This window comes from Streptomyces sp. NPDC088553, assembly GCF_044752965.1.
Classification (GTDB): domain Bacteria; phylum Actinomycetota; class Actinomycetes; order Streptomycetales; family Streptomycetaceae; genus Streptomyces.
In genome coordinates this window covers 422,070-434,652 of the sequence record NZ_JBIVMG010000001.1, presented here as the reverse complement: position 1 = coordinate 434,652, position 12,583 = coordinate 422,070, and the positions used below count along the sequence as shown (strand labels likewise).

Here is a 12,583-nt window from a genome sequence, read left to right as displayed (position 1 = left end):
AAACGGCCCCACGCAGCGGCCCCTCGCCGCACCCACCGCCCAACACCGCTACCAAGGAGCCGTCCTATGACCGTCACCCCACCGCCGGAGGCCCTCCGCGCACCCCTCGTCGTCGAATTCCCCTTCACCCGCTCCCTCGGCCCCGTCCAGTCCGCCTTCCTCACCGGCCTCCGCGAGCAGACCGTCCTCGGCGTCCGCACCGAGACCGGTGAGGTCCTCGTCCCGCCCGTCGAGTACGACCCCGCCACCGCCGCCGAGCTCCGCGACCTCGTCGAGGTCGGTACCACCGGCACCGTCACCACCTGGGCCTGGAACCCCGCGCCCCGCCCCGCGCAGCCCCTCGCGACGCCCTTCGCCTGGGTCCTCGTCCGCCTCGACGGCGCCGACACCGCCCTCCTGCACGCCCTCGACGCCCCCGGCCCCGAAGCCGTCCGCACCGGGATGCGGGTCCGGATCCGCTGGGCCGCCGAACGGTCCGGCGCCATCACGGACATCGCGTGCTTCGAGCCGTACGACAGCGATCCGGCGGTCGAACCGGGCGCCCACGACGGCCGGTTCACCGACCCCGTCACCGGCATCGTCGCCGCCGCCCGCCTCGACTACACCTACAGCCCCGGCCGCGCCCAGACCCGCTACCTGCACGGTCTCGCCGAGCGCCGGACCGTCGGCGAGCGCTGCCCCTCCTGCGCCAAGGTGTACGTGCCGCCCCGCGGCGCCTGCCCCACCTGCGGAGTCGCGACCACCGACCAGGTCGAGGTCGGACCGCGCGGCACCGTCACCACGTACTGCATCGTCAACATCAAGGCGAAGAACCTCGACATCGAGGTGCCGTACGTCTACGCCCACATCGCCCTCGACGGCGCCGGGCTCGCCCTCCACGGCCGCATCGGCGGCATCCCGTACGACCAGGTCCGCATGGGCCTGCGCGTCGAACCCGTGTGGAGCGAGGACGGCCGCTACCCGGACCACTACCGGCCCACCGGCGAGCCCGACGCCGACTACGACACCTACAAGGAGCTGCTGTGACGCCGCACCGGCCGGACCGAGAGGTGGCGATCGTCGCCTTCGCCCAGAGCGACCACCGCCGCCGCACCGACGACCTCTCCGAGGTCGAGATGGTCATGCCCGTCCTGCACGACGTCCTGCGGCAGACCGGCCTCAGGACCTCCGACATCGGCTTCACCTGCTCCGGCTCCTCCGACTACCTGGCCGGCCGCGCCTTCTCCTTCACGATGGCCCTCGACGGCGTCGGCGCCTGGCCGCCGATCTCCGAGTCACACGTCGAGACGGACGGCGCCTGGGCACTGTACGAGGCCTGGGTGAAGCTCCTCACCGGCGAGGCCGACACCGCCCTCGTCTACTCCTACGGGAAGTCCTCGCCCGGCTCCGTCCGCGACGTCCTCACCCGCCAGCTCGACCCGTACTACCTGGCGCCGCTCTGGCCGGACTCGGTCGCCCTCGCCGCCCTCCAGGCGCAGGCGCTCGTCGACGCGGGCGCCACCGACGAACCCGCCCTCGCCGCGATCGCCGGCCGCAGCCGCGCGGACGCCACCACGAACCCCCACGCCCAGCTGCCCGGCGCCCGACCCCAGGGCGAGTACGTCGTCCAGCCGCTGCGCACCGGAGACTGCCCGCCCATCGGCGACGGCGCCGCCGCCGTGATCCTCGCCGTCGGCGACCGGGCCCGCGAACTCTGCGCCCGCCCCGCCTGGATCCGGGGCATGGACCACCGCATCGAGGCCCACTCCCTCGGCGTCCGCGACCTCACCGACTCGCCCTCCACCCGCCTCGCCGCCGAACGCGCCGGAGCCTTCGAGGCGCCCGTCGACACCGCCGAACTCCACGCGCCCTTCACCTCCCAGGAGGTCGTGCTGAGGAAAGCCCTCGACCTCGACGAGAGCGTGAGGGTCAACCCGTCCGGCGGAGCGCTCGCCGCCAACCCCGTCATGGCCGCCGGCCTCATCCGGCTCGGCGAGGCCGCCGCCCGCATCCATCGCGGCGACTCCGACCGCGCCCTCGCCCACGCCACCTCCGGGCCCTGCCTCCAGCAGAACCTGGTCGCCGTCCTGGAAGGAGAGCCGCATGTCCGGTAAGGCCGTGACATCGAAGGAGTACGTCGCCGTCGTCGGCGTAGGCCAGACCAAGCACGTCGCCGCACGCAGGGACGTGTCCATCGCCGGACTCGTCCGCGAGGCCGCCGTCCGCGCCCTGGAGGACGCGGAACTGACCTGGGCGGACATCGACGCCGTCGTCATCGGCAAGGCGCCCGACTTCTTCGAGGGCGTGATGATGCCGGAGCTGTACCTCGCCGACGCGCTCGGCGCGGTCGGCAAGCCCATGCTCCGGGTGCACACGGCGGGATCCGTCGGCGGCTCCACCGCGCTCGTCGCCGCCAACCTGGTCGCCGCCCGCGTCCACCGGACCGTCCTCACCGTGGCGTTCGAGAAGCAGTCCGAGTCCAACGCCATGTGGGGCCTCTCCCTGCCCGTGCCCTTCCAGCAGCCGCTGCTCGCCGGAGCCGGCGGCTTCTTCGCCCCGCACGTGCGCGCGTACATGCGGCGCACCGGCGCGCCCGACGCGATCGGCTCCCTCGTCGCGTACAAGGACCGGCGCAACGCGCTCAAGAACCCGTACGCCCATCTCCACGAGCACGACCTCACCCTGGAGAAGGTGCAGGCCTCCCCGATGCTCTGGGACCCGATCCGCTACTCCGAGACGTGCCCCTCCTCGGACGGCGCCTGCGCGATGATCCTCACCGACCGGACGGGCGCGGCCCGTTCGCCCCGCCCGCCCGCCTGGGTGCACGGCGGCGCGATGCGCAGCGAACCGACCCTGTTCGCGGGCAAGGACTTCGTCTCGCCGCGGGCGGGGCGGGACTGCGCCGCCGACGTCTACCGGCAGGCCGGAATCACCGACCCCCGGCGGGAGATCGACGCCGTCGAGATGTACGTGCCGTTCTCCTGGTACGAGCCGATGTGGCTGGAGAACCTCGGCTTCGCGGAGGAGGGCGAGGGCTGGAAGCTCACCGAGGCGGGGGTGACCGAACTCGACGGCGACCTGCCCGTGAACCCCTCCGGCGGGGTGCTCTCCACCAACCCCATCGGAGCCTCCGGGATGATCCGCTTCGCCGAGGCCGCCCTCCAGGTACGGGGCGAGGCGGGCGAGCACCAGGTCGACGGCGCGCACCGGGCCCTCGGGCACGCCTACGGAGGCGGCGCCCAGTTCTTCTCGATGTGGCTCGTGGGAGACACCCCGCCCACGACCTGAGCCGCGCCGCCGGGCCGGCCGCCTACCCTGGCGGCCATGAACGCGGAACGTGATCTGACCCGGCTGCTCGCCGGGATGCGGCCGGAACTCGACCCCGGCCGCTACGTCTTCACCACGGTGGACGGCCCCGCCCCGGCCGGGGTCGCCCCGGTGGTCACCGTCACCGAGGACGAGGGCCTCACCCTCGTCGTACGCCAGGAGGAGGCGGACGCCGCAGCCCTCCCGTACGACTACGTGGCGGGCCGGATCACGCTGCGCGTGCACTCCGCGCTCGACGCCGTCGGGCTCACGGCCGCCGTCGCCGGGGCGCTCGCCGGAGCGGGACTCAGCTGCAACGTGGTGGCGGGCTTCCACCACGACCACCTCTTCGTGGAACACGCGCGCGCGGAGGAGGCGTTGGCCGTTCTCGAACGCCTCGCGGAAGGCGGCGACGGCGCCCCTGGGCCCTGATCCGCCGGGCAGGCCCAGGGGCACCCTGAGGGCCGGTCGCGGGCCGGCCCGATCATGACGGACACGGCCGCGACGGCCTCGGCGAAGGTGCTCTCCACCGCTCGGCGCAGGGCGGAATATGCCACTGACGACACGACGGGATTTTGCTTGGCCGTTTGACCGTCCCAGCTCACTCCTTCGGGCGTACGCTGGGACTTTCGCGGGGCTTCCCGCTCGGCACTCCTGACCGTGCGCCGGGCGCGCGCCCCCTGTGTGGGGGTGGAACGTGGCACGTCAGGACGGCGGGTCGGCCCGTCAGGGAGTCGGCCTCTTCGAGCGCGAGGCGGCGCTCACCGCGGCCGAGGAGGCGCTCGACCTCCTGACAGGTCTGGCGGACGAGCCGCTGTGGCCGGTCGCCGTACCGTCACCCCGCGAGACGCGGGGCCCGCACCTCGTCGCCGTCCCCACGAGGACGTCCGTCCAGGACGCCGCGCCGGTGAACGGCCGGGTGGCCACGCCGTCCGAGGACGACCGGGTCGCCGGCGGCCGGACCGGACTGCGGCCCGTGCCCGACGCCGGTGCCGCGTCGCCCCCGGAACCCCGCCCCGGTTCGGTGTTCGCCTCCGCACCCGACGCGGGTGCCGCGGCCTCCGCGCGCCCCCAGGTCGTCCGCCGCGGCGGCATCCTCGCCTACGCCGCCCCCGCCGGCCTCGGCAAGACCACACTGCTCGCCGAGATCCGGCGCCGCGCCTCCGCCCGCGGCTGCACCGTGCTGTCCGCGCGCGGCGGGGACCAGGAGCAGCGGGTCGCCTTCCACGTCGCCCGGCAGCTCCTGCAGCCGCAGCTGGCCCACGCCACCGACACCGAACTGCGCGAACGCCTCGGCTCCTGGTACGACATCGTCGGCCCCGCCCTCGGGCTCCGCGCCTCCGCCGAGGGCTCGCCGCCCGACCCGCAGGGTCTGCGCGACGGACTCGACTGGGTCCTCACCCATCTCGCCGTACGCCGCGCGCCCCTCGTCGTCGTCCTGGACGACGTCCACTGGGCCGACCCCGAATCCCTCGGCTGGCTCGCCGCGTTCGCCCCGCGCGCCGAGGAGCTGCCCATGCTCCTCGTCGTCGCCTACCGCCCCGACGAACTCCCCGCCGAAGGAATGGAGTTCACCGGACGCCGGTCCGGCCGGCGCCCCCTCGACCTCGCCCCGCTCACCTCGTCCGCCGTGGCCCGGCTCGTCCGCGACCGCGTCGGCGCCCACGCCGACGACAGCTTCTGCCGCGACTTCTGGTCGGTCACCGCGGGCAACCCCTTCGAGGCGGTCGAACTCGCCGCCAAGGTCCGCGACCAGGGCCTCGAACCCACCGCCGACGGAGCCCACGAACTCCCCGACCTCTCCGCCGCCCTCAAGGGCAGCGGCCTCGTCACCCGGCTCGAACGGCTCGGACCCGCCACCGTGCGCCTCGCCTGGGCATGCGCCGTCCTCGGCACCGAGATCTCGCCCCAGCTCGCGGGCGCCGTCGCAGGTCTCGGCGGCGAGGCCGTCGCCGACTGCGCCGCCCGGCTCCGCGAGGCGCGTGTCCTCGCCGAGGCCGAACAGGCCGACGATCCGCTCCAGTTCGTCCACCCGCTCATCGCGACCACCGTCTACCGGTCCATCCCGGACGCCACCCGTGTCGCCCTGCACGGCCAGGCCGCCTGGTCCGTCGTCGACGCCGGACTCGGCCCCACCGCGGCCGCCCGCCACCTCCTGGAGACCCACCCCGAAGGCGACCCCTGGGTCGTCGGCCAGCTGCGCGCCGCCGCCGGCGAGAACCTCCGCGCCGGAGCCCCCGACGCGGCCCGCCGGTTCCTCGCCCGCGCCCTGCGCGAACCGCCCGCCCCCGACGACCGGGCCGCCGTCCTCTACGAACTCGGCTGCTCCTCGCTCCTCACCGAGCCCGTCACCACCGTCAACCATCTGCGAGCCGCCCTGGAGGAGCCGGTCAGCGACCCGGCGCTCCGCCACGGCATCGTCTACCGCCTCGCTCAGGTCCTCGCCCACAGCGACCGGCTCGTCGAGGCCTCCGAGCTCCTCGGCGAGGAGGCCAGGAAGGCGACCGACGCCCGCAGCCGCCTGCGGATGCAGGCCGAGAAGTTCATGTGGGACGCCCTGCGCGCCGACGAGCCGGAATCGCCCGCCCGGTCCCGGCGCCTCGCGGCGCTCGCCGACCGGCTCACCGGCCGTGACGTGACCGAGCGGTACATCATCGGACTGCGCGCCTGGGACGCCACCCTGCGCGCCGAACCCGCCTCCCTCGCCCTCAAGGACGCCGAACGCGCCCTCAAAGGCGGCCTCACCTGGGCCGACGAGAGCCGCGGCTTCGAGGTGCCGGTCCTCGTGGCCCTGCTCCACCTCTACGCCGACCGGCCCGGTCGCGCCGAGGAACTCTTCGCCGCCGGAACCGCCGAATTCGAGAAGCAGGGCTGGCGCGGGGCGCACCTCGCCTTCGCGTACACCCTCATCGGCTACATCCGCTTCCGGCGCGGCCGCCTGATGGAGGCCGAGGACTTCGCCCGCGCCGGACTCCGCCTCGCCGAGCGCGTCGGCGCCCGCACCCCGGCCCTCTGGTACGCCACCGGAGTCATGATCGAGGTCCTCATCGCCCGCGGCCGTACGGACGAGGCCGTGCGGGTCGCCCGCGAGCACGACTTCGGCGAACCGTTCCCCGCCGCCGTCACCATCCCCGACTGCGAGACCGTCCACGCCGAGCTGCTGCTCGCCACCGGCCGCACCCAGGACCGCCGAGGAGCTGGCCGCCGTCGGCAGGCGCCTCGACCCGCGGGGCAAGCGCAACCCCTCCTGCTGCCCCTGGCAGCTCCACCTCGCGCTCGCCGAGGCGGCGACCTCCCCGGCGAAGGGCCTCGCCACCGCCCACGAGGCCGTCGCCCGAGCCCGCCAGTACGGGGCGCCCTCCGCGATCGGCCAGGCGCTCCGCGTGACCGCCGAGGTGTCCGAGCCCGCAGACCGCGTGAAGCTCCTGGAGGAGTCCGTCGACTGGCTCGACCAGTCACCCGCCGCCTACGAGCTGGCCCGCTCCCTCGTCGCCCTCGGCGCGGCCCTGCGACGCACCGAACGCGCCGGGGAGGCCGCCGAGCACCTCTACCGGGGTCTGGAGGCCGCCCAGGACTGCGGCGCCGACGCCCTCGTCGAGGTGGCCCGCGCCGAGCTCGCGGCGGCCGGTCTCCGCCCCCGGGCGCTCCACCCCGCGGGCACGGACACGCTCACCGCCCGTGAGCGCGCCGCCGCCGATCTCACCGTCCGCGACCAGGACGCTGCCGCGATCCTCGGCGTCGACGCCACCACCGTGGCCCGGCTCCTCTCGGCCGTCTACCGCAAGCTCGGAACCGACCGCACGGGCCTCGCGCAGGCCCTCAGGAACACCGGCCGGGAGCCCCAGGACCTCGCCGGACGGGACTGACCGCCCGGAGCCGCCCGGCGCGTCGCATCGTGCGCCCGGGCACGTACCATGGCCGTATGTCCTTCCTCCGCCGCCGCAGCGCCGCCACTCCCGCGGGCCCGGACTTCGATGTCCTGGCCATGGACCCGGGGGACTGGCCCGGCAATCTCGGCGCCGGCCTGCTGCCCGCCCCCGACGGCTCCTGCCAGGGCGTCTTCCTCCGGTACGACCTGTTCGGCGGTCGCGGCCCCGCGATGATCATCGGCAACCTGCCCGAGGGCTCCCCGGCGCGCGAGCTCGCCGACGGCCAGATCCCCTTCGAGGTGGCCCAGCTCCTCGCCGCCCTCGAGAACGACGAGCCGGTCGAGGTCCTCGACACCGAGGACGTCCCCGTGATGCAGGGCGACAACCTCCTGATCGTCCGTCGCCTCAAGCTCTCCGAGAGCCGCATCTCCTGCGTCCAGTTCGACCGCAGCGACAACGTCCTCGTCACGATCGCCAGTTGGGACCGGCCGATCACCGACGACCTGTACGCGCTGCTCAAGCCGCTGCCCGCCGAGCTGTTCCAGCAGGGCTGACGGGGGAGCGGGGGCCGATGAGCGCACGCGTCGACAGCTGGATCTGGGCGGTACGCCTCACCAAGACCCGCGCCCAGGCCGCCGCGGCCTGCCGGGCCGGACACGTCAAGGTCAACGGCGAACGGGCCAAGCCCGCCCAGGCGGTGAAGCCCGGCGACGAGGTCCGGGTGTTCCACGGCGGACGGGAACGGATCGTCGAGGTCAAGGAACTCCACACCAAGCGGGTCGGCCCACCGGTCGCCGTCGAGGCGTACGTGGACAACAGCCCGCCCCCGCCGCCGCGCGAGCACGTCGCCGTCGCCGCCGTACGGGACCGGGGTGCCGGACGCCCCACCAAGCGAGACCGTCGGGAACTCGACGAGCTCCGCGGCCGTCACAGCTGACCACCGGGCGGGTGGAGCGGCCCCGCGGGCCGCTCCACCCGCCACCTCAGACCCTGACCGGCCCGAGGAGATCCGCCATCCGGGCCGCCGAGGTGCCGAGACCGGTCGGCCCGCGCCGCAGCAGCGCCGTACCGCTGCCCGCGTGCACGTCCTCCGCCGCGTAACGCCGCACCTCGCGGTGCCAGTTCAGGATGCCCGCGAGCCAGTCCTCCAGCTCCCGAAGATACGCCCGGAAGGCGGCGCGGCCCTTCGCGTCGAGCCCGAACTCCTCGTACAGCAACGGGACTTCACGCGACTTGAGGTGCTCGTACTGGCGCAGCCGGCCCCGCATCAGGTCGTCCACCATGGCCACCGCCGTCGGGTAGTCGCAGTCGAAGAACGTCTGGAGCACCAGAACGCCGTTGTGCACCTCGCCCTCGACCTCGATCTCCTTCTGGTACGAGAACAGGTCGTTGATCAGCGTCCCGTAGTCCATGACCGCGTTCTCCAGGGCGCGCACGGTCCCCGAGCGGAACAGCTTGGGCGGCAGCACGTCGTCGTGCCGCAACCGGGCCATGAGCATGGTCAGTTCGGAGCCGAAGGTGCTGCGGCGCATCTCGATGTAGTCGACGGGGTCGGGAACCCTGTGCTGCGCCTGGTTGTGCAGCTCCCACAGCCAGCTGTCCAGCATGACGTCGAGCGAGTACCGCAGTTGGGCGCGGGCCTCCGCCGTCATGGGGCCCGCGGTCCGGGCCCAGAGGTCGGCGAGCGAGCGCTCCATCGGGTTCGCGGCGAGTGCCGCACCCGTGGCCGGATCCTCCAGCGGCAGGCAGGACTTGAACCGCTCGGTCTGCTCCTTCGCGCCCCGCAGGTTGCGCGAGCGGCCGAAGACGGCGGGGTAGTAGTCGTCTCCGTACGTCCCCCAGGTCAGCCACTCGGCGCTGAGCTCCAGCTCTTCCAGGGTGGCGTCCGGGTCGAGCCCGGCCGAGCACAGCGCCAGGTCGAAGCCCTCCGCCAGCGGCCGGTCCCAGATGTCGTCCAGGAGCCCGAACCGCTCGGCCCAGTCGAGCGACAGCCGGCGCGCCTCCGCGTGGTGCGGGCTGAGGGCGAGCGGGTAGGGCAGGTCGAACTCGGGCAGCAGGGACGCCCCCACCCGCTGGTGCGGTACGTGCGTGAGCGCCCGCAGCCGCGCCGCCGCCGGGCGCCCGAAGAGGGTGCGGATGTCGAGCGCGGAGGTGCCGAGGACCCCTTCGAGGTGCGAAGGGCCTCCGACCATGCCCTCGTTCATGTACCGGCTGGAGCGCATGTGCCACTCGTGGCCACCGGACTGCCAGTCCTGCAGCCCCTTCGCGTACGCCGCGACGGCCGCGCACTCGGCCGCGTCCAGGCCCTGCTCGGCGGCGAGCAGCGGCACTTCGGTGAGGGCCGTGTTCTCGAACTGCTGGAGCCGTGAGGTCAGCAGGTCGTTGACGGCGTTCGCCGCCTCCTGGGTCGTACAGCCGAGGAACTTCTCCAGGACGAGCACGCCGTTGCTGTTCTCGCCCTCGTCCTCCACCTCGCGCTGGTACGAGAAGAGGTCGTTGCGCAGATGGACGGCGTCGGAGAAGGCGTCCCTGAGCACCCGCAGCGGCCGGGAGTACGCCACCTGGGCCGGGACCTCCGCCCCCGCCGCGTACTCGACGAGCCCCGCCGACCAGGGCGCGCCGCCCACCTTGCGCCGCATCTCGATGTACTCGACGGGGTTGGCGATCCGCCCGTCGTTGATGTTGTCGAGCTCCCAGAGCGACTCGTACAGCAGATGCTCCGTGGCCTCCGCGAACCGCACGCGCCAGCCCTCCGACATCGAGGGAACGGTCCGCAGCCAGAGGTCGGCGAGTCCCGCCTCGACGGGGTTGGTCGGCTCGGGCATGCCCGCCGCCGGATCCGCCGGCATGAACAGAGGCAGCCGGTCCAGATACGTCTTGCCGCCCGCCCGGTCCTGGGGCCGCTTGAAGATCTCCAGGAAGTGGTCGTCGAAGAAGAAGACCCACGTGTACCAGTCGGTGACGAGGTTGAGGGCCTCCTCGTCGCAGTCGGGATGGGTGTACGAGCAGAGCAGCGCGTAGTCGTGCGAGTCGAGGTCGTGCTGCTCCCAGACCCCCGAACCCTCCAGCATCCCCATCTCCCGCGCCCAGTCACGGGTGTGTGTGCGGGCGGCCTCCACATGGGGGTTGAGCCGCGCCGGATACGGAACATAGAAATCCGGCATAACGAAGGGCTGAGGCATCTGCTGAGGGGCCTTCCGGTGAGCAAGGGCTGTGTCCGGCCCACCTTTACCCGTAGCCCGTACGGCGCACGCGATCTCCTGAATAGTCCTATGAACGCCGAAGGGGTGGTGTCGGCTCGTTCATCCGGCACCACCCCGCAGGTTTCGGCCACGCCTCCGTCAGGACTGGGAAACCCACACGTCAGCGGCCTTCACAAAGGCCACCCGATGGCCGAACTGGATCTGGTAGTACTCCTCCTGCCCCCGGACGACCGTGTGCCCGCTGCTGTCGAACACCGGCGCGAAGTAGTACTCGCCCGGGGTCCGGTCGCCCACCACGTACCGCTGCCCCGCGAGCAGCTGGTACGGCAGTGGCGACACCGTCTGCACCGGCACACCCGCCGGATACGCCGATGCCTCCGGATACGCCCGGCCGTACACCGGCACCGACGCCAGCCCCTCGCGGGGCGTCAGGACGAGACCCCGCGCGTTCACGGCGGCCGGCGCCTTCGCGGGATTGTGGAACCAGGCCTTCTGTCCGAGGTACCAGATCGCCGTCCAGTCGCCCCGGCGCTCCGCCACCGCGTAGCTCTGCCCGGTCGACGCGCGTGCCCCGGTGTCGTTGACCCCGGTGGTCGACTCCTGCCCGCCCGGCCGCAGACCGATGTCCTTCACCAGGGGCGCGTCGGCGCTCGGCCCGGTGTGCAGGCGCACCGCCCCGCTGCCGTGCGGCGCGCACGCCTCGCCCGCCGTGACACAGCCCGTGTAGACCGGACGGTGGGAGCCGTACGCGGGCCGGATCGTCACCACACCGGCACGGGGACCGGCGCTCGGCGTGATCGGCCGGCCGAGCAGCGTGAAGTAGTGCGCCCAGTCCCAGTACGGCCCCGGGTCCGTGTGCATGCCCTTGATCGTGGACGTCACCGTCCCCGGCACGTTGTCGTGGCCCAGGATGTGCTGCCGGTCGAGCGGGATGTCGTACCGGGCGGCGAGATACCGCACGAGCCGCGCCGACGACCGGTACATCGCCTCCGTGTACCAGGAGTCCGGAGCGGTGAGGAAACCTTCATGCTCGAGGCCCACGGACTTGGCGTTCACGAACCAGTTGCCCGCGTGCCAGCCGACGTCCTTCAGCGCCAGGTGCTGCGCGATGTGCCCGTCGGAGGAGCGCAGGGAGTACTGCCACGACACGTACGTCGGGTCCTGCACCAGCTTCAGGGTGACGTCCCAGGTGGCCTCGGTGTCATGGACGACGATGTAGTCGATCGCCTGGGAGGCGGGCCGGTTCGCCTTGTCGTGATTGCCGTAGTCACCGTCGCCGAACTCCTCGTACGGCGCCGGGATCCACTCGCAGGCCACCGTCCGCGGACACTCCACCGGGCCGTCGGCGGGCCGACGCAGGCCGAGACCCGCGACCTGCGCGGTGTCGGGCGCGACCGCCGGGGCGGCCGCCAGCGTCACCACCTGCCCGCTGTCCGTCGTCCGCGACTCGCCGGAGCGGATCACGTCGAACACGTCGTCCGCGTAGCGGGCGGCGGTCGCCGAGTCGTCGGCGCCCGAGTACCGCGCCACCGCCCCGTACCAGTCGGCCGGGTCCGTGCTCGCCGGACGGCCGGACTCCCGCTGCGCGGCGGCGAGCAGCGCCGCCCCGCCCTCGATGTTCGCGGCCGTACGGGTTCTCAGCTCCTCGGCCGGAATCCCGGACAGCGCGGACGCCCGCTCCAGGGTGCGCAGCCGCGCGGGCAACGAACCGGTGGCCGGGACAGCGGCGGGCACGGGCGCCTCCGCGCCGGAGCGCACGGCGCGCGAGGAGTCGCCGCGCGCGTCCTCCGTACCCTCCGAATGGTGCGGGGGTGCCTCGGCCAGCGCCGTCACCGCGTCCGTCAGGTGCATCGGTCCGTAGCCACCGGTCACACTCGGCGCACCCCCGTGGGCGTCCCAGCGCGACTGGAGGTACGCGACGGCGAGCAGCACGCTCTCCGGTACGCCGTGCCGTGCGGCCGCCCGCGCGAACTGCTCCTGGAGGACACCCGCCTCGGGCACCTCGGCACCGGCCGGCGGGGCGGCGGACAACAGCGGGAACAGCAGGGCGGCGGACGCGAGGGCGCCCAGGGTCTTCGGCAGTCGACGTGACGGCGCACGTCTGAGGGACGCGGAACGGAGCAAGGCAGCCTCCAGAGGCGGGGGGTGACACCGGGGCGTGCGGGACCGAACCCGTACAGGGGTATCGGCTACCGGACGATCCGTCAATCACGCGCACGCCAAGGG

At 73.5% G+C, this 12,583-nt stretch carries 8 protein-coding genes and 1 pseudogene; 7 read left to right on the top strand and 2 right to left on the bottom strand.

The window, feature by feature from the left end; all coding sequences use genetic code 11:
* Window positions 1-66 precede the first annotated feature (66 nt).
* The 7 genes and pseudogenes from ACIP8Z_RS02000 (at window position 67) to ACIP8Z_RS01970 (ending at window position 8,091) form a co-directional block, all read left to right on the top strand.
* Window positions 67-1,026 (top strand): OB-fold domain-containing protein, encoded by a 960-nt coding sequence (locus ACIP8Z_RS02000; protein ID WP_402077506.1) that lies wholly within the window; start codon window positions 67-69, stop codon window positions 1,024-1,026.
* Complete coding sequence (locus ACIP8Z_RS01995) at window positions 1,023-2,093, top strand: thiolase domain-containing protein (RefSeq protein WP_402077503.1); 1,071 nt, start codon at window positions 1,023-1,025, stop codon at window positions 2,091-2,093. Before ACIP8Z_RS02000 ends, ACIP8Z_RS01995 begins: the two co-directional genes overlap by 4 nt.
* On the top strand, window positions 2,083-3,267 hold the full coding sequence (locus ACIP8Z_RS01990) for a thiolase domain-containing protein (RefSeq protein ID WP_402077500.1): 1,185 nt from the start codon (window positions 2,083-2,085) through the stop codon (window positions 3,265-3,267). Before ACIP8Z_RS01995 ends, ACIP8Z_RS01990 begins: the two co-directional genes overlap by 11 nt.
* A gap of 36 nt (window positions 3,268-3,303) precedes the next feature.
* Complete coding sequence (locus ACIP8Z_RS01985; RefSeq protein ID WP_402077498.1) at window positions 3,304-3,717, top strand: ACT domain-containing protein; 414 nt, start codon at window positions 3,304-3,306, stop codon at window positions 3,715-3,717.
* A gap of 592 nt (window positions 3,718-4,309) precedes the next feature.
* A pseudogene (locus ACIP8Z_RS01980) lies at window positions 4,310-7,151 on the top strand (ATP-binding protein).
* Between the two features lie 56 nt (window positions 7,152-7,207).
* Entirely contained in the window at window positions 7,208-7,708 is a 501-nt protein-coding gene (locus tag ACIP8Z_RS01975) for a hypothetical protein (protein WP_024757478.1), read from the top strand.
* A 17-nt stretch (window positions 7,709-7,725) separates the two neighbouring features.
* Window positions 7,726-8,091 carry an RNA-binding S4 domain-containing protein gene (locus ACIP8Z_RS01970; RefSeq protein ID WP_030314775.1) on the top strand — a complete coding sequence of 122 codons (366 nt, stop codon included), beginning with the start codon at window positions 7,726-7,728 and terminating at the stop codon, window positions 8,089-8,091.
* Between the two features lie 46 nt (window positions 8,092-8,137).
* Here ACIP8Z_RS01970 and ACIP8Z_RS01965 read toward each other — a convergent pair whose 3' ends face one another.
* Window positions 8,138-10,336 (bottom strand): germacradienol/geosmin synthase, encoded by a 2,199-nt coding sequence (locus ACIP8Z_RS01965; protein ID WP_402077495.1) that lies wholly within the window; start codon window positions 10,334-10,336, stop codon window positions 8,138-8,140.
* Window positions 10,337-10,495: 159 nt separating this feature from the next.
* Window positions 10,496-12,427, bottom strand: a complete 1,932-nt coding sequence (locus tag ACIP8Z_RS01960) for an N-acetylmuramoyl-L-alanine amidase (protein WP_402078870.1) — start codon at window positions 12,425-12,427, stop codon at window positions 10,496-10,498.
* Window positions 12,428-12,583: the final 156 nt, after the last annotated feature.